This is a genomic window from Streptomyces sp. NPDC102274, assembly GCF_044766385.1.
In the GTDB taxonomy this organism is placed as follows: domain Bacteria; phylum Actinomycetota; class Actinomycetes; order Streptomycetales; family Streptomycetaceae; genus Streptomyces.
In genome coordinates, this window is the sequence record NZ_JBIWLW010000023.1 from 111,491 (window position 1) to 131,689 (window position 20,199).

The 20,199-nt window shown below is 70.3% G+C and carries 21 protein-coding genes; 9 read left to right on the top strand and 12 right to left on the bottom strand.

Translation table 11 applies throughout. The features are described 5' to 3' along the window. Positions 1-123 precede the first annotated feature (123 nt). From afsQ1 to ACIRQP_RS27670, 5 genes are all read left to right on the top strand, one after another. Positions 124-801, top strand: coding sequence for a two-component system response regulator AfsQ1 (afsQ1, locus tag ACIRQP_RS27650; protein ID WP_173476453.1), 678 nt, complete (start codon positions 124-126; stop codon positions 799-801). Then, positions 699-2,441, top strand: a complete 1,743-nt coding sequence (locus tag ACIRQP_RS27655; RefSeq protein WP_403894029.1) for an ATP-binding protein — start codon at positions 699-701, stop codon at positions 2,439-2,441. The genes afsQ1 and ACIRQP_RS27655 overlap by 103 nt, the downstream gene beginning before the upstream one ends. Before the next feature lie 83 nt (positions 2,442-2,524). Then, positions 2,525-3,142, top strand: a complete 618-nt coding sequence (locus ACIRQP_RS27660) for a hypothetical protein (RefSeq protein ID WP_403894032.1) — start codon at positions 2,525-2,527, stop codon at positions 3,140-3,142. A 205-nt stretch (positions 3,143-3,347) separates the two neighbouring features. Further along, positions 3,348-3,902, top strand: a complete 555-nt coding sequence (locus tag ACIRQP_RS27665) for a VanZ family protein (protein ID WP_403894035.1) — start codon at positions 3,348-3,350, stop codon at positions 3,900-3,902. A 92-nt stretch (positions 3,903-3,994) separates the two neighbouring features. Continuing rightward, positions 3,995-4,195, top strand: a complete 201-nt coding sequence (locus tag ACIRQP_RS27670) for a PspC domain-containing protein (protein WP_403894037.1) — start codon at positions 3,995-3,997, stop codon at positions 4,193-4,195. A 115-nt stretch (positions 4,196-4,310) separates the two neighbouring features. Here the strand turns inward: ACIRQP_RS27670 and ACIRQP_RS27675 are convergent, their stop codons facing one another. Further along, positions 4,311-4,658: an ATP-binding protein gene (locus tag ACIRQP_RS27675; protein ID WP_403894040.1), complete on the bottom strand. Its 348-nt coding sequence runs from the start codon at positions 4,656-4,658 to the stop codon at positions 4,311-4,313. A 188-nt stretch (positions 4,659-4,846) separates the two neighbouring features. Further along, on the bottom strand, positions 4,847-5,989 hold the full coding sequence (locus ACIRQP_RS27680; RefSeq protein WP_403894043.1) for an adenosine deaminase: 1,143 nt from the start codon (positions 5,987-5,989) through the stop codon (positions 4,847-4,849). Positions 5,990-6,230: 241 nt separating this feature from the next. On the opposite strand from ACIRQP_RS27680, the gene ACIRQP_RS27685 reads away from it, so the two are divergent. After that, positions 6,231-6,911, top strand: coding sequence for an alpha/beta hydrolase (locus ACIRQP_RS27685; protein WP_403894046.1), 681 nt, complete (start codon positions 6,231-6,233; stop codon positions 6,909-6,911). Positions 6,912-6,995: 84 nt separating this feature from the next. Here ACIRQP_RS27685 and ACIRQP_RS27690 read toward each other — a convergent pair whose 3' ends face one another. Further along, positions 6,996-8,009 (bottom strand): LysR family transcriptional regulator, encoded by a 1,014-nt coding sequence (locus ACIRQP_RS27690; RefSeq protein ID WP_403894048.1) that lies wholly within the window; start codon positions 8,007-8,009, stop codon positions 6,996-6,998. Positions 8,010-8,072: 63 nt separating this feature from the next. Here ACIRQP_RS27690 and ACIRQP_RS27695 point away from each other — a divergent pair, with 63 nt between their 5' ends. Continuing rightward, positions 8,073-9,380, top strand: coding sequence for an MFS transporter (locus tag ACIRQP_RS27695; protein ID WP_403894051.1), 1,308 nt, complete (start codon positions 8,073-8,075; stop codon positions 9,378-9,380). 127 nt (positions 9,381-9,507) lie between these two features. Then, positions 9,508-10,491, top strand: a complete 984-nt coding sequence (locus ACIRQP_RS27700; RefSeq protein ID WP_403894054.1) for a sigma-70 family RNA polymerase sigma factor — start codon at positions 9,508-9,510, stop codon at positions 10,489-10,491. Between the two features lie 138 nt (positions 10,492-10,629). On the opposite strand, the gene ACIRQP_RS27705 is transcribed toward ACIRQP_RS27700, so the two are convergent. Both ACIRQP_RS27705 and ACIRQP_RS27710 read right to left on the bottom strand, forming a co-directional pair. Next, positions 10,630-10,911, bottom strand: a complete 282-nt coding sequence (locus tag ACIRQP_RS27705; protein WP_403894057.1) for a hypothetical protein — start codon at positions 10,909-10,911, stop codon at positions 10,630-10,632. A gap of 191 nt (positions 10,912-11,102) precedes the next feature. Continuing rightward, the gene (locus ACIRQP_RS27710) at positions 11,103-11,411 is read right to left on the bottom strand and encodes an STAS domain-containing protein (RefSeq protein ID WP_403894060.1); all 309 of its coding nucleotides are present in this window, start codon (positions 11,409-11,411) and stop codon (positions 11,103-11,105) included. A gap of 69 nt (positions 11,412-11,480) precedes the next feature. On the opposite strand from ACIRQP_RS27710, the gene ACIRQP_RS27715 reads away from it, so the two are divergent. Beyond that, on the top strand, positions 11,481-12,143 hold the full coding sequence (locus ACIRQP_RS27715; protein ID WP_403894062.1) for an HAD family hydrolase: 663 nt from the start codon (positions 11,481-11,483) through the stop codon (positions 12,141-12,143). Here ACIRQP_RS27715 and ACIRQP_RS27720 read toward each other — a convergent pair. The 7 genes from ACIRQP_RS27720 to ACIRQP_RS27750 form a co-directional block, all read right to left on the bottom strand. Beyond that, a complete protein-coding gene (locus ACIRQP_RS27720) occupies positions 12,136-12,720 on the bottom strand; it encodes a Uma2 family endonuclease (protein ID WP_403894065.1) in 585 nt (194 codons plus the stop codon). The two genes, ACIRQP_RS27715 and ACIRQP_RS27720, sit on opposite strands and share 8 nt — an antisense overlap. A gap of 119 nt (positions 12,721-12,839) precedes the next feature. Then, positions 12,840-14,117: a thymidine phosphorylase gene (locus ACIRQP_RS27725; protein WP_403894068.1), complete on the bottom strand. Its 1,278-nt coding sequence runs from the start codon at positions 14,115-14,117 to the stop codon at positions 12,840-12,842. Between the two features lie 182 nt (positions 14,118-14,299). Continuing rightward, complete coding sequence (locus ACIRQP_RS27730) at positions 14,300-14,704, bottom strand: cytidine deaminase (protein WP_249948199.1); 405 nt, start codon at positions 14,702-14,704, stop codon at positions 14,300-14,302. Beyond that, complete coding sequence (locus ACIRQP_RS27735; RefSeq protein WP_403894071.1) at positions 14,701-15,972, bottom strand: ABC transporter permease; 1,272 nt, start codon at positions 15,970-15,972, stop codon at positions 14,701-14,703. Before ACIRQP_RS27735 ends, ACIRQP_RS27730 begins: the two co-directional genes overlap by 4 nt. After that, positions 15,969-17,117, bottom strand: coding sequence for an ABC transporter permease (locus ACIRQP_RS27740; protein ID WP_403894074.1), 1,149 nt, complete (start codon positions 17,115-17,117; stop codon positions 15,969-15,971). Before ACIRQP_RS27740 ends, ACIRQP_RS27735 begins: the two co-directional genes overlap by 4 nt. Next, positions 17,114-18,742, bottom strand: coding sequence for an ABC transporter ATP-binding protein (locus ACIRQP_RS27745; protein ID WP_403894128.1), 1,629 nt, complete (start codon positions 18,740-18,742; stop codon positions 17,114-17,116). Before ACIRQP_RS27745 ends, ACIRQP_RS27740 begins: the two co-directional genes overlap by 4 nt. 291 nt (positions 18,743-19,033) lie before the next feature. Then, on the bottom strand, positions 19,034-20,086 hold the full coding sequence (locus ACIRQP_RS27750) for a BMP family protein (protein ID WP_403894076.1): 1,053 nt from the start codon (positions 20,084-20,086) through the stop codon (positions 19,034-19,036). Positions 20,087-20,199 lie beyond the last annotated feature (113 nt).

The window sequence follows — 20,199 nt, forward strand, 5'->3', positions numbered from 1 at the left end:
CGCTGTCCGCCGTCTGTCACAGCCCTGTCACAGGGGACTTCGTGGCTTGTGAAACCTGTGGGGATGAGGTGGGAGCGCTCCAACGGTCGAACTCCGGTCCCCCCATGGGACAGAATGACCTCCGTGCCTTTCCTGTTGCTGATCGAGGACGACGACGCCATCCGCACGGCCCTCGAACTCTCGCTGTCACGCCAGGGCCACCGTGTGGCCACCGCGGCGACAGGCGAGGACGGCCTGAAACTGCTGCGCGAGCAGCGGCCGGATCTGATCGTGCTGGACGTGATGCTGCCCGGGATCGACGGTTTCGAGGTGTGCCGGCGCATCAGGCGCACCGACCAGCTGCCGATCATCCTGCTGACCGCGCGCAGCGATGACATCGATGTGGTGGTCGGTCTGGAGTCCGGGGCCGACGACTATGTGGTGAAGCCTGTCCAGGGACGGGTGCTCGACGCCCGGATCCGTGCGGTGCTGCGGCGCGGCGAGCGTGAGTCCACGGACTCCGCGACGTTCGGCAGCCTGGTGATCGACCGTTCCGCGATGACGGTCACCAAGAACGGGGAGGACCTCCAGCTCACGCCGACCGAGCTGCGGCTGCTGCTCGAGCTGAGCCGCAGGCCCGGCCAGGCGCTGTCCCGGCAGCAGCTGCTGCGGCTGGTGTGGGAGCACGACTACCTCGGTGACTCACGGCTGGTGGACGCGTGTGTGCAGCGGCTGCGCGCGAAGGTGGAGGACGTGCCGTCCTCGCCGACCCTGATCCGTACGGTGCGCGGCGTGGGATACCGGCTGGACGCGCCTTCGTGAGTGACGTACCCAGGGAGAACGGCGCGCACGACGCGTACGGCGCGTACGGCGCGCATCTCGATGAGGGCATCGACCCGTACCGGAACCCGCGCCGCGGCGCGGGCGGCGGGGCGCGGGCGGGCGCGGCGAAGAGGGCGGTTCTCGCGGGGCTCCGCTGGACCAGTCTGCGGCTGCGGCTCGTGGTCGTCTTCGCGGCCGTCGCGCTGACCGCCGCCGTCTCCGCCTCGGGCATCGCGTACTGGCTCAACCGTGAGGCCGTGCTCACCCGGACCCAGGACTCGGCCCTGGAGGACTTCCAGCGGGAGATGCAGAACCGCGCCGCGGAGCTGCCCCTGCGGCCGAGCCAGGCGGAGTTGCAGAGCACGGCCGACCTGATGGCGGGCGAAAGCCCCGGTTACAGCGTGCTGCTGATAGGCACGCGCGACGGGGGAAAGCCGATCGTGGGGGTCTCCGATCCGGACACCTTCACCATGGGCGACGTACCGAAGTCCCTCCAGGACGCGGTGAACGACAAGCAGAAGGTCACGTCCGGGAACAAGTACCCGTACCACGTCTTCTGGCAGCGCGTGGAGCGCGGCGGCACCCCCTATCTGGTCGGCGGTACGCGCATCATCGGAGGCGGGCCGACCGGGTATCTGTTCAAGTCGCTCGACCAGGAACGCACCGATCTCAACTCGCTCGCCTGGTCGCTGGGGATCGCCACGGCGCTCGCGCTCGTCGGCTCGGCCCTGCTGGCGCACGCCGCGGCGACGACCGTGCTCAAGCCCGTGCAGCGGCTGGGCGAGGCGGCGCGGCAGCTCGGCGAGGGCAGGTTCGGCACCCGGCTGCGGGTGTCGGGCGGGGATGAACTGGCCGATCTCTCCCGTACGTTCAACAAGGCGGCGGAGTCGCTCCAGAAGAAGGTCGCGGACATGAGCGCGCGGGAGGAGTCCAGCCGCCGTTTCGTCGCCGACATGTCACATGAGCTGCGCACCCCGCTGACCGCGCTGACCGCGGTGACAGAGGTCCTGGAGGAGGAGGCCGAGGGCCTCGATCCAATGATCGCGCCCGCCGTGACGCTGGTGGTGAGCGAGACCCGCCGGCTCAATGTGCTGGTGGAGAATCTGATGGAGGTCACCCGCTTCGACGCGGGCACGGCCCGGCTCGTCCTGGACGATGTCGATGTCGTCGACCAGGTCACGGCCTGTATCGACGCACGGGCCTGGCTGGACGCGGTGGATCTGGACGCCGAGCGCGGCATCATGGCGCGGCTCGATCCGCGCCGACTCGATGTGATCATGGCGAATCTGATCGGCAACGCGCTCAAGCACGGTGGCTCGCCGGTCCGGGTGGCGGTGCGCACGGAGGACGACTGGCTGGTCATCGAGGTACGGGACCACGGCCCCGGTATCCCCGAGGACGTCCTGCCGCATGTCTTCGACCGCTTCTACAAGGCGAGCGCCTCCCGGCCGCGCTCCGAGGGCAGCGGGCTCGGGCTGTCGATCGCACAGGAGAACGCGCATATCCACGGCGGTGACATCACCGCGGCCAATGTGCCCGACGGCGGCGCGATGTTCGTACTGCGGCTCCCCCGGGACGGCGCGGAGGCCGCGGAGCGTGACCGCGATCAGGATCCGGGAGAGGAAGGCGACGCCCGGTGACGCGCTGGAACGGGACAACGGGGAACGGCACAACGGGGAACGGGACAGCGGGGAGCGGCACGAGCCGTACGCGACGGACCGGCGTGGCCGCCTTCGGGCGGCTCGCGGGTGTGGTCGCGCTCACCGCGCTCGCCGCGGGGTGCGGCATCAGGACCACCTCGGTACCGGTGGACGCCGGACCCGCGCCCTCCCGGAAGCCGTGCGAGATCTCCGGGAAGGACGTCATCACCCAGGCGCGGCCCGGCCTTCCCGTGCGGATCTATCTTGCCTGCTCCTCCGGGCTCGCGTCGGTGGAGCGTGCCGCGCGGATCCAGCAGGGCAAGGGCTCCGACGACCGGGTGCGGATCGCGCAGGGTCTGCTCGACGAGCTGCAGGCCCAGCTGTCCGCCGATGAGCGGGAGGCGGGGTTCAGCACGGCCGTACGGGGGCCGCTGGTCATCTCGTCCTCGCGGGCCGACGACCCCGCCGGGACGCTGCGGCTCAGCCATCAGCCGGAGGATCTGCCCGCGACGGCGCTGTCGCAGATCGTCTGTACCTTCGCGGAGAGCGAGGCGACGAACGGGCGGGTCGTGCTGGGCGGGCCCGGTGACTATCCGCCGCGCGCCTACATCTGCACCGGGGCGACGAAGACCGAGCCGGACATGCCGGCACCGACGGTCGGCCCGGTCCCGACGACGTCCGTCTCGCCGTCCGGTCGGTAGCCTCCCCGCCGTACGGTCCATGGCCTCCCCCGGCCCCGGATCCATAGCGTCCCCCGGCCCCGGACACGCCCCGACCGGGGCCGGACGGGTGATACCCGTCTCATGAACCCCTTCTTCCGCGACCGGCGGAACCGATCCCGCCGGCCGCCGCGTCTTGGGATGCGTGCGTCAAGGTCCGGGCGGCAGTGCCGTCATCCGCTTCCGTATGGCGGGGTTCGTTCTCCTTCTGCTGCATCTGATGCTGGTGGGATGGCTGACGCTCCGCCCGTTGGACGTCATCTGGGTGAACGCGGCCAATCTGACGCCCTTCGCGGGTATCAAGGCCGATCTGGCGCTGGGGCCCTTCCAGGCCGCCCGGCGCATCGGCGAGGGACTTCTGCTGCTGGCCCCGCTCGGTGTACTGCTCCCGATGGTCGACGGCCGGCTCTTCGTCTCCGGGTGGGCCTCGATGGCCCGTACGGTCACGGCGGGCGCGATGATCTCGCTCGGGATCGAGCTGCTCCAGACCGGGGTGCCGGGCCGGGTGGTCGATGTGGACTCGCTGCTGCTCAATACGGCCGGGGTGGCCCTGGCGCATCTGGCGGTGGTTCCGGCCGGCCGGGCCCGGCTGCGCCGCGCGCGTCGCTCCCGTACGGTCCCCCGCCGCCTCCGCCGCGGGTCGCACCCGGGCAGCCGTGAGAATGAGTCGGACGCCGTCGCCAGGGATGAGGCACTTCAGGGAACGACCCCGACGATTCCCAGGGTCGGCATCGCTCCGTAGAGCGACGCTCTGCCCCACGCTCCCGGCGCACCATGGAGACATCGGGGAGCACGACGAGAGGCTCCCCGGACGGTCTCGCGAAGGAGCCCATCATGGCCGGTTTGGTCCGCCCTCGACACGGACGGATGCTCGGTGGAGTGTGCGCGGCGCTGGCCGAGCGCTTCGGTACGTCCACCAACACGATGCGGGTGGTCTTCCTCGTCTCGTGTCTGCTGCCTGGCCCGCAGTTCCTGCTCTATCTGGCGCTGTGGCTGCTGCTGCCGGGCGAGAAGACCGCCACGGCCGCCTGGTAGCGGACGGGCACCGGTACACGGAACAGTCGGGCACCTGCACACAGAACAGTGGGGCGTACATCCGGATCCGGGTGTACGCCCCACCGCTGTGTGCGCCCGTGCTCAGCCGCCGAGCTCAGCCGCCGAGCGGGATCCCGTTGACCGGCAGTCCCTTGCCCAGGCCGTTCACCGGCAGCCCGCCCACCAGCTGCTGGACGGGGTTGGCCGTCTTGACGGCGTCGACCGCGTACGGCGTGGTCTGCTGGACGGCGCCAAGCGCCAGCCCGGTCGCCGCCAGCACATCGGGAAGGGGCGCGGGGAGCTGGCCGGTGAGGTCCCCCACCGGCAGCGTCTTGGTGACGAGGTCCGGCGCGGCACCGGCAACGGGGGCGGCGGGCGCGGCGGCGGCGCTGCCCGCGGCGGCCGCGGCGAAGGCGGCACCGAGGGCGACAGTGCCGAGGGTCTTGATGGCGGACTGCTTCATCTGGGATTTCGTCCTTGCGGAAGGTGTGGGGAAGGAAAGGGGAAGAGAAAGGCAAAAATCGGGGGGCATGCGAACGGCTTTCCAAACTAGCCAGCCGCGCGCACGGCCCGCAAACACCCGAGAGCGGCCGGGATTCCGTGTTCCCGGCCGCTTCCCCATCCTGGCGATCACCGCACCGCCAGCAAGAACTAGCTGGTCACAGCAGTCTGCCTGAACAGCCATTCGGATTTTAGCTCGGCATATCCCGGCTTGATCACCTCATTGATCATGGCCAGTCGTTCATCGAAAGGAATGAATGCTGATTTCATCGCATTGACCGTGAACCACTGCATGTCGTCGAGTGTGTAATCGAAGGCGTCGATCAGCAGCTCGAATTCCCGGCTCATGCTCGTGCCGCTCATCAGCCGGTTGTCGGTGTTCACGGTCGCCCTGAAGTGCAGCTTGCGGAGCAGCCCGAGGGGGTGCTCCGCGATCGAGGCGGCGGCGCCCGTCTGGAGGTTGGAACTGGGGCACAGCTCCAGCGGGACGCGCTTGTCGCGTACGTACGCGGCGAGCCGGCCCAGCTTCACCGAGCCGTCCTCGGCGACCTCGATGTCGTCGATGATGCGCACGCCGTGGCCGAGCCGGTCGGCGCCGCACCACTGGAGCGCCTGCCAGATCGAGGGCAGCCCGAAGGCCTCGCCCGCGTGGATGGTGAAGTGGTTGTTCTCACGCTTCAGATACTCGAAGGCGTCGAGGTGGCGGGTGGGCGGGAAGCCCGCCTCGGCACCCGCGATGTCGAAGCCGACAACACCGCCGCCCTCGGAGTCGCGGTACCGGTTGGCGAGTTCGGCGATCTCCAGGGCGCGGGCCGCGTGCCGCATGGCGGTGAGCAGAGCGCCGACACGGATGCGGTGGCCGTCGGCCTGCGCGCGCCGCTCGCCTTCCCTGAAGCCGTCGTTGACGGCCTCCACGACCTCTTCGAGGGTGAGTCCGCGCTCCAGGTGCTGCTCGGGCGCGTACCGCACCTCGGCGTAGACGACACCGTCCTGAGCCAGGTCCTCCGCACACTCCGCGGCGACCCGGAAGAGCGCGTCACGGGTCTGCATGACGGCGCAGGTGTGGGCGAAGGTCTCCAGATAGCGTTCCAGCGAGCCGGAGTCGGCGGCCTCACGGAACCAGAGACCGAGTTTGTCGGACTCGTGTTCGGGCAGGCTCTCGTAGCCGATCTCTTGGGCGAGATCGATGATCGTGCCGGGGCGGAGTCCGCCGTCCAGGTGGTCGTGGAGGAGGGCCTTGGGGGCGCGGCGGATCTGGTCCGTGCTGGGCGGACGGTAGGTCTGGCTCGTCATCTCCGCACTCTAACGCCTACGCGCGTAGAGCGTAGGGGGTCGATATGTAACAGTGACCGGGCGGACGGGTGGAGTACACCTCTCCTTCTGAGACTGTTCTGCTATGGGACAGCACGCAGTTCCCGGGCCGGGGGGACGTACGGCAGGCCGGGACGGTTCGGCACGCGCGCGTCGCGCGGAGCCACGGGCACGGTTGGGTCGGGCGTTCGGCGCTTCTGTCGCGCGGGCCGCGGTGGGGGGCGTGATCCTGGTGCTTCCCGAGGGCGAGCCCTTCTCGGACAGGCGCCCCTCCCCCGTCGCGTACGCGCGCATGCTGCCCCTGCTCCGCCACCTCGCCAGGGCGGGGGCCGCCGAGGGGCTGGTCGCCCATGTGGTGCACTACGGCGCACGCGGCTGGAACGGCGCGCAGGCGCGGCTGGCGGCGGACGCCGAATGGGCGGCGGACGAGGTCATACGACGCTACGGCGATGTGCCGGTGTGTCTCGCTGGGCACGGGATGGGCGGCCGGGCCGCGCTGCACGCGGCGGGCCACCGCGCCGTCAACTCCGTCCTGGCGATGGCCCCTTGGCTGCCGGAGGACGACCGGGCCGTCGAACCGGAGCCGGTACGGCAGCTGACGGACCGTCACGTACTCATCATGCACGGCACCACCGACGCGCGCACCGACCCCGAGCTCTCCTACCGGCTGGCCGAGCGCGCCAAGAAGATCAACCGGGACACCTGCCGCTTCGAGGTCCACTCCGACGGGCACGCGCTGCGCCAGCACCACCAGGAAGTCCTGGCGCTGGCCGCGGACTTCGTGCTGGGGGCGCTGCTGCCCCGTACGTACTCCCGGCCGGTCGCCGACGCGCTGGCGGCGCCACCGCCGCTGGGACTGCGGATGCCGCTGGCGGCCGGGTTCGGGCGGTCGCTGCGGCCGTGAGCCGGGCCTTCCGGGCCTTTCGACTGCCCACTCCCCTCGGTCCGGGTCCGGCGATCCCCACTCCCCGTCAGTCCGGACTCCCCGTCAGTCCGGGAGCAGTTGGCCGCGGCGGGAGAGCAGGAAGCGTTTGAAGGCCGCCACGGGCGGGGTGTCCGGGTGGCCGTCGAGCCAGGCGACACCGATCTCGCGGGCCGCGCGGGGCGCCGTGACGGTCAGCTCGGCCACCCCGGGACGGGCCACGGCGGGCGGCGGCAGCAGGGCGACGCCCAGGCCCGCCGCCACCAGACCGCGCAGTGTCTCGGCCTCCTCGCCCTCGAACGCGACGCGCGGCCGGAAGCCCGCCTCGGCGCACAGGTCGTCGGTGATCCGGCGCAGCCCGTAACCCGGTTCGAGGGTGACGAACGTTTCGTCGGCGGCTTCGGCGAGGCGCACGCGGCGGCGTCCAGCCAGCCGGTGGTCGTCGGGGACGACCAGCCGCAGCCGCTGTTCGTCCAGTCTGCGGGCGACCAGATCGGGGGCGTCCGGTACGGGTGAGGTGAGGCAGAGGTCCAGCTCGCCCGCGCGCAGCCGCTCCAGCATCGCCTCGCCGTAGTTCTGGACGAGCTGGAACCGGACCCGCGGATGGTCGGCGCGGAAGGCCCTGATCAGTCCGGGCACGGTCTCCCAGCCCATGGTGTGCAGAAAGCCGAAGGCGACCTTGCCGGACGCCGGGTCGGCGTCGGCGCGTACGGACTCGGCGGCCCGCTCGACCTCCGCGAGGGCCCGTTCGACGGAGGTGAGGAACGTACGGCCCGCGGGGGTGAGGGAGACCGTACGGCCCTTTCGGGCGAACAGGGCGACGCCCAGGTCCCGTTCGAGCCTGACCATCGCCCGGGAGAGCGTGGACTGCGGGACGGCCATGTCCTGGGCCGCGCGGGTCACATGCTCGTGGCGGGCCACTCCCGCGAAGTGGGCGAGCCGTGGCGCGAGGACCGCGGACCAGGACTCGGGGTCCAGTCCGGCCACGGGTGCCGTGCGATCCATGGGACCGATGTGATCCATGTCGTGTTCGTAACTGTTCCGTGACAGCCGCCGCTGTGAGCTGGGTTCATGCACCATGGGAACGATTATCGCCATTCCATGCATTGGACGCATGAAGGTGCGGCTGCCTACCTTCGAAACATGCCTTCTGTCAGTACCGAGGCACCCGTCACCCCGGGTGCCTCCGCCGTGCCGTCCGCCACCACCACCACCGATTCGCCGCTCTCCCCCGGCCGCCCCGGCTACCGCCGGATGAGCTTCGCGCTCTTCGCCGCCGGGGTGGCGACCTTCGCCCTCCTCTACTCCACGCAGGCCCTGCTGCCCGCCATCTCCGCCGGTCTCGGTGTGACGGCGAGCCAGGCCAGTTGGACGGTCTCGGCCGCGACGGGCGCGCTGGCGCTGTTCGTACTGCCCCTGAGCGCGCTGTCCGAGCGGTTCGGCCGGCGCACGCTGATGACCGTGTCGCTGGTGGTCGCGGTGGTCGTGGGGCTGCTGGTTCCGTTCGCGCCGAACGTGGAGTGGCTGGTGGCGCTGCGCGCCGTACAGGGCGCGGCGCTGGCCGGTCTGCCCGCCTCGGCGATGGCGTACCTGGCGGAGGAGGTACGGCCCAAGGCGCTGGTCGCCGCGATCGGGCTGTTCGTCGCGGGCAACAGCGTCGGCGGGATGAGCGGCCGTATCCTCACCGGCTGGGTCGCCCAGCTGTGGGGCTGGCGGGCGGCGCTCGGCGCGGTCGGGCTGCTCGCGGTGGTGTGCGCGGTGGTGTTCCGCGCCCTGCTCCCGAGGGCGCGGAACTTCACGTCGCGGTCGCTGAGTCCGCGCGCGCTGGCGAAGACCGTCGGCGGGCATCTGGCCGATCCGCTGCTGCGCCGGCTGTACGCGATAGGCGCGCTCTTCATGACGGTGTTCGGCGCGGTCTACACCGTGATCGGCTACCGGCTGGTGGAGGCGCCGTTCCATCTCCCGCAGGGCGTCATCGGCTCGATCTTCCTGGTCTATCTGGTCGGTACGGTCTCCTCGGCCGCGGCCGGCCGGCTGGTCGAGCGGCTGGGGCGGCGCGGCGCGCTGTATCTGGCGGTGGGCACGACGGCGGCGGGTCTGCTGCTGTCGCTGGCGGACTCGCTGGCGGCGGTGCTGCTCGGACTGGTGCTGATCACGGCGGGCTTCTTCGCGGGCCACGCGGTCGCCTCGTCGTCGGTGAGCCGTACGGCGAAAACGGGCCGCGCGCAGGCGTCGGCGCTCTACCAGTCGGCGTACTACCTGGGCAGCAGCGCGGGCGGCACGCTGGGCGCGATCGCGTTCTACGCGGGCGGCTGGGCGGCGACGGTCGCGCTGGGTCTGCTCGCGGTCCTCGGTGTCGTCTCCATCACGCTGTACGGATCGCACGCGGCGCGCGCGGAGCGGCGGCGGGCGCTCGCGGGACGGTCGCCGCGAAGCACTGCTCGCGGCTGAAGAACGGCGACGATGTCTGCGTTTACGGCCGTAAGCCGGGAACCGGAGCGGATTGTCAGTGGGCTGCGGTAGCTTCCGTGAGACCGGTCTCACAGACTGGTCTCAAGGGGGCGACTGGGGTGACGCGATGAGTGATCTTGCAGCAACACAGGACCTGGATACCCGGCTGGAGAAGCACCGCACGGAGCTGACCGGCTACTGCTACCGGATGCTGGGGTCGGCCTTCGAGGCCGAGGACGCCGTACAGGACACGATGGTGCGCGCGTGGAAGAGCTTCGAGAAGTTCGAGGGCCGCTCCTCGCTGCGGTCGTGGCTCTACCGCATCGCGACGAACGTATGCCTGGACATGCTCAACGCGGGCAACCGCCGGGCCCGGCCGATGGATCTGTCGGGCCCGACGCCGGTGGCCCAGGCCCAGCTCACCTCGCTGCCGGAGAATGTCTGGCTGGAGCCGGTGCCGGACGGCCGGGTGCTGCCCTCGGTGGCCGACCCTGCCGAGACCGCGGTGTCGCGGGAGACGATCCGGCTGGCGTTCGTCGCGGCGCTTCAGCATCTGCCGCCGAAGCAGCGGGCCGTGCTGATCCTGCGCGAGGTGCTGGCGTGGAAGGCGAGCGAGGTCGCCGAACTGCTGGATACGACCGTCGCCTCCGTCAACAGCGCGCTCCAGCGGGCGCGCGCGACGATCGCCGAGTCGGAGCCGGCCGCGACCGATGCGGCGGATCCGCTCGACGAGGAGCAGAAAGAGCTGCTTGAGCGGTATGTGGCGGCCTTCGAGGGCTACGACATGAAGGCGCTGACCGCGCTGCTCCATGACGACGCGAAGTTCACCATGCCGCCGTACGACCTGTGGCTCCAGGGCCACGACGACATCACCGGCTTCATGCTCACCATCGGCGCGGGCTGCCGTGGCTCGCGGCTCCTGCCGACGGTGGCCAACGGCACCCCGGCCTTCGCGCACTACAAGCCGGCGGAGTCGGGCGACGGCTTCACCCCGTGGGCGCTTCAGGTCATCGAGATCGAGGACGGCAAGATCGTCACGATGCACTGCTTCCTGGACACGGAGCGGTGGTTCCCGCTGTTCGATCTGTCGGCGCGGCTGGAGAAGGCGTAGGACCGATGTGCCGGTCGGTCCACGTCCGTGCTTCGGGGGCCCGCCCTCCGACGCGGGGAAACCGCGTCGGAGGGCCGGAAGGCCGGCAGTGCGCCCGGGGGGCACCGGCAGTGCACCCCGGGGCGCCGGCCCCGGGCGTCAACCTCGGGCGCCCTGTTCCTTGTTCTCGCGTGCGTCGGCGTTCTCGCGTGCGTCGGCCCACCAGCCGTTCTGGCAGATCCGGCCCTGGGGGTCGGTGGCTCCCTCGGCGTAGTCCCCGAATCCGTTGATCTCGCCGTTCGGACCCTGGCCCCAGCCGGTGTAGTAGTAACGACATTTCTGCGCCGCCGCGTTGGGCGCGGCCTGCGCCACGGGGACGACGGTCAGGGCGGCACCGACCGCGCAGACGACGACCAGCGCGGCACGCGTGAACTCTCGCATGTCGAGCACCTTTCCTTCATGGGGCACGTGACCCGCGCCCCGGGATGAGCACCTTCCCGGCGCCGGGCGTCTCTCCACAGCCCACCCCGCGAACCACCTGATCGTCGGGTCCGCTGCCCACCTAGGTCCACTGCCGCCTTAGGTCCTGTCCGGCCGGACAGGTCTAGGTGTTCTGTCCATGGACAGAACACCTAGACCGCCATGTTGCCCAGACCGACGAGATCCAGCAGCAGCCGCAACTCCCGGTCGGCGCCCCGCAAGCGGAGCCGGCAGCCCAGTCTGCGGGCGTCGAGCTGGAGCCTGGCGAGCACCTCGACCGCCGCCAGGTTCGGCCGGACGAGACCGTCGACCTCACAGATCACCTCTCCCGCGCCCAAGTAGTCCGGCCGCGCGGCGAGTTCCCCGCGCAGCCGCTCGTACAGCTCCTCACAGAACCGGGGCACCTCGGCCGGCGTGAGGTGGCCGGCGATGACGAGAACGATCGGTTTCGTGGCATCCACACGGGGGAGACCGGTCCGGCGGCCGGAACTCATCGCAGCGCTCCGGGCACACCCCGTACGCTGCCGGACATGACCCATGATCCTTTCGAATTGGTGATCTTCGACTGCGACGGCGTGCTGGTGGACAGCGAGCGGATATCCATACGGATCGACGCCCAGGTCTTCGCCGCGCTGGGCTGTCACTTCACGGAGGAGGAGATCATCGCGACGTTCGTCGGCTCCTCCGGAGAGGTCTTCGACGCGGCCGTCGAGGCCCGGCTAGGACGCCCGCTGGAGCCGGGGTGGCACCGCGCGTACGAGCATCTCTACCAGGAGGCGTTCGACGCCGAGTTGACGGCGGTCGACGGGATCACCGAGGCGCTGGAGGCCCTGGACATCCCCTTCTGTCTCGCCTCGAACGGCGGTCACGACGGCATCCGGCGCAATCTGACGATCACCGGTCTGTACGACCACTTCGAGGGCCGTATCTTCAGCGCCGCCGACGTCGCCCGCGGCAAACCCGCCCCGGACCTCTTCCTGCACGCGGCCCGCACCCTGGGCGTGGACCCGGCGCGCTGTGCGGTGGTGGAGGACAGCCCGTACGGCGTCGAGGCGGCCCGAGCCGCCGGAATGCGCGCCTTCGGCTACGCGGGCGGCCTGACGGCCCCGCACCGGCTGACCGGCCCCGGCGCGGTCGTCTTCGACGACATGCGGGATCTGGCGGGGCTGCTGGCGGGGCGGGCGGTCAGCTGACGGGGAACTCCGCGGTGTCGATGGTCAGGTCGAACGGGGGCGGCAGCGTCACTTTGCCGCCGTATTCGACCGACTGGAGGACTCGGAACGTCCCGCCCTCGGGCTCACCGTAGAGCGTCGCCGTGGGCCGACCCGAATGCCAGGCGTCGAGCAGCAGATAGAGCGGAACGCCGGCCTGGGCGTAACCGTGAGCCTTGGCGATGCGGTCGTGGTTGGCGTTGCCACGCGAGGTGATTTCGACGACCAGCTTCGCCTCGCTCGCGGGGAACAGATCACCGGGCGCGGGCCTGTCCTCCTCCGCCGCCACCATCAGGTCGGGGATGTACAGCCCCTTACGGCCTGGTACAGCCGCCTCTTGCGTCTGGAAGATGTGCCACTCCTCCGGGATCACAGCGAACAGGCGGCGCTGAATGATGGAAGCGGTGGAATTGTGGTCCCAGGACGGCGACGGTGACACGGTGATGATCCCCTCGATGATCTCCACCTTGCGGCCCTCGGGTGCGTCCATCCCCTTCCAGGTGTGAACGAGGTCGTCCCAGCCCTGCTCGCGCTCGTGGTCGACGGTGAGTGCGCTCATGGCGGTCTCCTTTGCTGTGTCACCGATCCCAGCATGCCGAACGGGACCGATGACCGTCCACCGATCCCGTTCACCCGTACGAGGCGCGTACATCAGCGGCCTCCGGCCGCGGGCGCAGGTCAGGCGATACGTTCCCGCACCACCGGCGGCGCCGTGAACGCCGTGTCGGACGCCTCGATGTCGTACGCGCCCGCCAGCGCGCCCAGCGCGTAGTCGAACTTCTCAGGGGTGTCCGTGTGCAGCGTCAGCAGCGGTCGGCCCGCCGTGACCAGGTCGCCCGGCTTGGCGTGGAGCTCCACGCCCGCACCCGCCTGCACCGGGTCCTCCTTACGGGCGCGGCCCGCGCCCAGGCGCCAGGCGGCGACGCCCACCCCGTACGCGTCCAGGCGGGTCAGAACACCGGTGGCGGGGGCCACCACCACGTGGGTCTCGCGGGCGACCGGGAGCGCCGCGTCCGGGTCGCCGCCCTGCGCGGCGACCATGCGGCGCCAGACGTCCATCGCCGAGCCGTCGGCCAGCGCCTTCGCCGGGTCCGTGTCCCGCAGGCCCGCCGCGTCGAGCATCTCGCGCGCCAGGGCGAGGGTCAGTTCGACGACATCGGCCGGGCCGCCGCCCGCCAGGACCTCGACGGATTCGCGCACCTCCAGGGCGTTGCCCGCGGTGAGGCCGAGCGGGGTGTCCATGTCGGTGAGCAGGGCGACGGTCCGTACGCCGTGGTCGGTGCCCAGGCCCACCATGGTGGAGGCGAGTTCGCGGGCGTCCTCGATCGTCTTCATGAAGGCGCCGGAGCCGACCTTGACGTCCAGGACCAGCGAGCCGGTGCCCTCGGCGATCTTCTTGGACATGATCGAGGAGGCGATCAGCGGGATGGCCTCGACGGTGCCGGTGACATCGCGCAGCGCGTACAGCTTCTTGTCGGCGGGGGCCAGGCCGTCGCCCGCCGCGCAGATGACCGCGCCGGTGGTCTCCAGGACGTTCAGCATCTCGGCGTTGGAGAGCAGCGCCCGCCAGCCGGGGATGGACTCCAGCTTGTCGAGTGTGCCGCCGGTGTGCCCGAGGCCCCGGCCGCTGAGCTGCGGTACGGCGGCGCCGCACGCGGCGACCAGCGGGGCCAGCGGCAGAGTGATCTTGTCGCCCACACCGCCCGTGGAGTGCTTGTCGGCCGTGGGGCGGGAGAGCGCGGAGAAGTCCATGCGCTCGCCGGAGGCGATCATGGCCGCGGTCCAGCGCGCGATCTCCGTACGGTTCATGCCGTTGAGCAGGATCGCCATCGCCAGCGCCGACATCTGCTCGTCGGCGACCTCGCCCCGCGTATAGGCGTCGATCACCCAGTCGATCTGCTCGGGGCTCAGCTCGCCCCGGTCCCGCTTGGCGCGGATGACGGAGATGACGTCCATGGTGATCCTTTCGATGACTGCCGTACGTAGGCGAGAGTATCCCGGAGGTCTCTACGCGCATAGATCCGAGGGGGTTGTGCGGCCCCTCCACCGCCGGGTCGGTCGCGGCGGCGGAGGGGCCGGGTTCAGGAGGGGAGTACGCCCGGAGGGCGGGGAGTACGCCCGGAGGGCCGTGGCCGCGGTCAGTTCAGGTGGCCGGGGCCGAACGCCTGCGGCAGCATCTCGGCCATCGTGCGGAACCCGTCCGGGGTCTCCAGGACCAGCTCCGGCCCACCGAACTCGTACAGCAGCTGGCGGCAGCGCCCGCACGGCACCAGCACCTCGCCCGCGCCGTCGACGCAGGTGAAGTGGGTGAGCCGGCCGCCGCCGCTCAGCTGGAGCGCCGAGACCAGACCGCATTCCGCGCACAGCCCGATGCCGTACGAGGCGTTCTCGACATTGCAGCCGGTGATCGTACGGCCGTCGTCCACGAGGGCCGCGACCCCGACCGGATACTTCGAGTACGGGGCGTAGGCGTGGGTCATGGCGGCACGGGCGGACGCCCGCAGTGCTTCCCAGTCCACCGCCGGTCCGGCCGGTGCGGTCATTTTCCTTGCCCCTTCCGGTACGGCATACCGTCCGCCTTGGGCATCCTGAGCCGTTGCGCGGAGAGCGCGAGGACCAGCAGCGTCGTGACGTACGGGGCGGCGTCCACGAACTGGCTCGGCACCTGGTCGGTCAGCCCGTACCAGGCGAAGAGCAGCGCCGAGACGGCCGCCGAGATCACCGCGGAGACGTACTTCTTCTTGTACAGCTGCCACGCTACGACCAGCACGAGCAGGATCGCGAGAAGCAGCAGCATGGCGTGGACGTTCTCGGCGCCGCCCCGCAGCTTGAGGCTGTCGGTGAAGCCGAAGAGCCCGGCGCCGAGGGCCATGCCGCCCGGCATCCAGTTGCCGAAGATCATCGCGGCGAGACCGATATAGCCGCGGCCGCCGGTCTGCCCCTCCTGGTAGATGCCGGTGGCGACGATCGCGAGGAAGGCACCGGCGAGACCGGCGAGACCGCCGGAGACGGTGACGGCGATGTACTTGTACTTGTAGACGTTGACGCCCAGCGACTCCGCCGCGACCGGGTTCTCACCGCAGGAGCGCAGCCGCAGGCCGAACGCCGTACGCCACAGCACCCACCAGGTACCGGGGATCAGCAGCAGCGCGACGATGGTGAGCAGCGACAGATTGGTCACCAGACCGCCGACGACACCCGCGATGTCGGAGACCAGGAACCAGTGTCTGGCCTGGAGGTCCTGCATCCACTCGGAGAGCCCCGGGACGGTGATCTCGGTGATGGAGTCGATGCGCGGGGACTGCTTGGAGGAGCCGCCGTCGACCCCGTCGAAGGCGAAGTTGGAGAGATAGCGGGTGGCGCCGACGGCGAGGATGTTGATGGCCACACCGGAGACGATGTGGTTCACACCGAAGGTGACGGTGACGACGGCGTGCAGCAGACCGCCGAGGCAGCCGCCGAGTATGCCGAACAGGACGCCGGCCCACGGGCCCCACTGGAAGCCCGCCCAGGCGCCGAACCAGGTCCCGAGGACCATCATCCCTTCGAGGCCGATGTTGACGACGCCCGCGCGCTCGGCCCACAGTCCGCCGAGTCCGGCCAGGCCGATGGGGATGGCGAGTTCGAGGGCGCCGGCGACCTGGCCGACGGAGGTGACGTCGTCGGCGCCGCTGATCAGCCGTACGAGCGAGACGAGGGCCAGCGCCCCCGCGACGATCAGCAGGACGACGGGCAGGGAGAGTGTGCGGCGGCCACCGCCCTTCTTGGGCGCGGCGCTGGTGGCTGAGACGGTGCTCGTGCTCGTACTCACAGCGCGGCCCCCTCCTTCTCGGTCTGGTCGTTCTCGGGTCGGGCCTCGGTCGTGAGGGCTCCTCCGGCGGCGAGTTCCGCGCCGACCTTCTGCTGCTGGCGGCGGATCCCGTAGCGGCGGACGAGCTCGTAGCTGACGACGACCGAGATCACGATCAGGCCCTGCATGATCGTGGCGATCTCCTTCTCGTACCCGTACTGGTCGAGGGAGGCCGACGCCTTGTCCAGGAAGGCGATGAGCAGGGCGCTGAAGGCGATGCCGAGCGGGTTGTTCCGGCCGAGCAGGGCGATGGTGATGCCGGTGAAGCCGATGCCGGTCGGGAAGTCGAGGCTGTACGTGTGGGTGTCGCCGAGGAGCGTCGGCATCCCGGCGAGGCCGGCGACCGCGCCCGAGATCAGCATCGAGGTGAGGATCATCTTCTTGGCGTCGACGCCGGAGGCCTGGGCCGCGGTCTCGCTGGCGCCGGTGGCGCGCAGGTCGAAGCCGAAGCGGGTACGTCCGAGGACGAACCAGTAGATGAGGCCGCAGGCGGCGGCGACGAAGGTGAAGCCGTAGATCTCACCGGCCTCGGCGCCCATGGAGAGGCCGGGGAACCAGCCGGACTCCGGGATGTCACCGGTGGTCAGGTTGTTGGAGCCGGCCGGCTGCACGCCGAAGTTCTTGGGCAGGATCAGCCAGGCGACGAGGCTGGTGGCGATCGAGTTGAGCATGATCGTGGAGACGACCTCGCTCACCCCGCGGGTGGTCTTGAGGATGCCCGCGATACCGGACCAGAAGGCGCCGACCAGCATCGCGACGACCACGATCAGCGCGATCTGGAGCGGTCCCGGCAGATCGACGCTGGCGCCGACGAGCGCCGCCATCATCGCGGCGAGCCGGTACTGCCCGTCGACACCGATGTTGAAGAGGTTCATCCGGAAGCCGACGGCGACCGCGAGGGCGGCCAGATAGTACGTGCCGGCCTGGTTGACGATCAGTACCTGGACATCCACGTACGAGGCGGACTCGAACATGATGCGGTACGGCTCGAAGGGGTCGCTGCCCGAGACGAGCAGCACCACGGTGGTGAGGACTACGGCGACGACCAGCGCGAGCACCGGGCCCGCGAAGCCCAGGATCAGCCGGTCCTTGTCGAACTTCTTCATCGGGCCTCGTCCTCCGGGGGTGCCGCCGCGGCCTGTGGTGCCTCAGCCGTGGGGTCGGGTTCTGCCTCCAGGTGACCGGTGGCGGCGCCGGTCATGGCCGAGCCCAGTTCCTCCGGAGTGATGGTGGCGGGGTCCGCGTCGGCGACGAGCCGGCCGCGGTACATCACTCGCAGGGTGTCGGAGAGCCCGATCAGTTCGTCCAGGTCCGCGGAGACCAGCAGGACGGCCAGCCCCTCACGGCGGGCCTCCCGGATCTGGTCCCAGATCTGCGCCTGCGCGCCGACGTCCACACCGCGGGTCGGGTGGGCGGCGATCAGCAGCTTGGGGCTGTGGCTCATCTCTCGGCCGACGATCAGCTTCTGCTGGTTGCCGCCGGAGAGCGAGGCCGCGGTGACCTCGATACCGGGCGTACGGACGTCGTACTCGCGCACGATCCGGGTGGTGTCGGCGCGGGCGGCCTTCAGGTCGAGCAGGCCGCCGCGGCTGTTGGGCCGCTCGGTGACATGGCCGAGGATGCGGTTCTCCCAGAGCGGGGCCTCCAGCAGCAGGCCGTGCCGGTGCCTGTCCTCGGGGATGTAGCCGATGCCGTCCTCGCGCCGCTTGCGGGTGGGCGCGTGCGAGATGTCGGCGGTGTCGAGCGTGATCACCCCGCCATCGGGGTCGCGCAGCCCCATCAGAGCCTCGATCAGCTCGGTCTGGCCGTTGCCCTCGACGCCCGCGATGCCCAGGACCTCGCCCTGGTGGATGGTGAAGGTGATCCCGTCGAGTACCTCGCGTACCGCGCCGTCGGGGTCGGTCGCGGTCAGCCGCAGCCCGTCCACCGTGAGCATCGGTATGTCCGTCACCGTCGACTCGCGGGTCTCCGGCGAGGGCAGCTCACTGCCGACCATCAGCTCGGCGAGCTGCTTGGTGGTGGTGTGCGCGGGGTCGGCGGTGCCCACGGTCGTACCGCGGCGTATGACAGTGATGTCGTCGGCGACCGACAGCACCTCGCCCAGCTTGTGCGAGATGAAGATGACGGTCAGGCCCTCGGCCTTGAGCTCGCGCAGATTGTCGAAGAGCGCCTCGACCTCCTGCGGCACCAGCACGGCGGTGGGCTCGTCCAGGATCAGGATGCGCGCGCCGCGGTAGAGGACCTTGAGGATCTCCACGCGCTGGCGGTCGGCGACCCCGAGGTCCTCGACGAGCGCGTCGGGGCGTACGCCGAGGCCGTACGCGTCGGAGATCTCCTTGATCTTCTTACGGGCCTTCGCGCCGATGCCGTACAGGCTCTCGCCGCCGAGGACGACGTTCTCCAGGACGGTGAAGTTGTCGGCGAGCATGAAGTGCTGGTGCACCATGCCGATGCCGCGCGCGATGGCGTCGGCGGGGCTGGTGAACGCGGCCTCCGCGCCGTCGACGGTGACGGTGCCCTCGTCCGGCTTCTGCATGCCGTAGAGGATCTTCATCAGCGTCGACTTGCCCGCACCGTTCTCACCGACCAGGGCGTGGACCGTGCCCGTGCGGATGGTGATGTCGATGTCGTGGTTGGCGACAACGCCGGGGAATCTCTTGGTGATGCCGCGCAGTTCGACTGCGGGAGGACTGCTGGGCGGACCGCTGGGCGGGCTGCTGGACGCGTTGATGACGCACTCTCCTTGGCGGGAAAGGAGTGGAGGCGGGGGTGAGTGGCAGGCGGGGGTGAAGTTATCGCGCCAAAGGGTCGTCTACACGCGTAGCGCTGCCGAATCGTAAGGCGGGAGGACGGGAGCGGTCAGGGGGTGACCGGGTGGTGACCGGGTGTTCGTACGCCGGCCGGTGCGCGGGGGCGTCGGCCGGGTCCTGTGCCGGGCCCGGTGTGCCCGGGGCCCGGGGCGACGGCGTACACCGTCGCTCCGGGCCCGCGGGAGGTACCACCGCGCGACCGGACAGGGCCGTTACGGCGTGGTCTTGACGGTGATCTTGCCGTCCACGATGCCCTTCTTCGCCTTGTCCACCGCGGCGACCACATCGGTCATCTTGGTGTAGGCCGGGTTGGAATCGGCCAGGCCGACGCCGTCCTTGTCCAGGCCGTAGCGGACCTCACCGGTCTGCGGCGAGCCGTCCTGGACGGACTTGATCAGGTTGAAGACCGAGTCGGCGACGTCCTTGGTGACCGAGGTCAGGATCTGGTCCTTGTAGGCGGCCAGGCCCTTCTGGCTGTACTGGTCGGAGTCGACGCCGACGGCCCACTTGCCGGCCTGCGAGGTGGCCTCGATCGAGCCGGAGCCGGCGAGACCGGCGGCGGCGTAGACCACGTCGGCCTTCTTGTCGAGCTGTCCCTGCGCGGCGGCCTTGCCCAGGTCGGGCTTGGAGAAGCCGTCGAAGTTCGGGGGCTGGGTCAGGTACTGCGACAGGACCTTGACCGACGGGTCGGTCTCCTTGACGCCCTGCACGAAGCCGGCCTCGAACTTCTTGATCAGCGGGGTCTCGACACCGCCGATGAAGCCGACTGTCTTGGACTTGGTGACCTTGGCGGCGGCGACGCCGGCGAGATACGAGCCCTGCTCCTCGTTGAAGACCATGTTGGCGATGTTCTTGCCGGTCACCGAGGAGTCGTCGATGATGCCGAAGGTGATCTTCGGGAACTTCGGCGCGACCTTCTTGATGGCGGGCGCGTACGCGAAGCCGACGCCGATCACGGGGTTGTTGCCGGCGCGGGCCAGCTCGGTCAGCCGCTGGACCTTGTCGGCGTCCGACTCGCCCTCGGAGGGCTCGGCGGCGCTGCCCTTTATCTTCAGGTCGGTCTCGGCCTTGGACAGACCGGCGAAGGCGGCGTCGTTGAACGACTGGTCACCGCGGCCGCCGATGTCGTACGCGATGGCGGCGCCGGCTTCCTTGGAGTCGGAACCGGCGGCGTCCGACGACGTCTTGTTACCACACGCGGTGGCCGTGAGCGCGAGTGCCGCTGACGCGACACCCACGGTGGCGATCCTGGTGATCCGGCGCAAGGGAGGCTCCTTCAACCTGACCGAAGCGCCTCGGCTGGCGCTGGTTTCGCGTGGATCGTAACGCGCGTAGATGTCAGATAAAGACCTGTACGGCAGCCGTTATCGGATCGTCG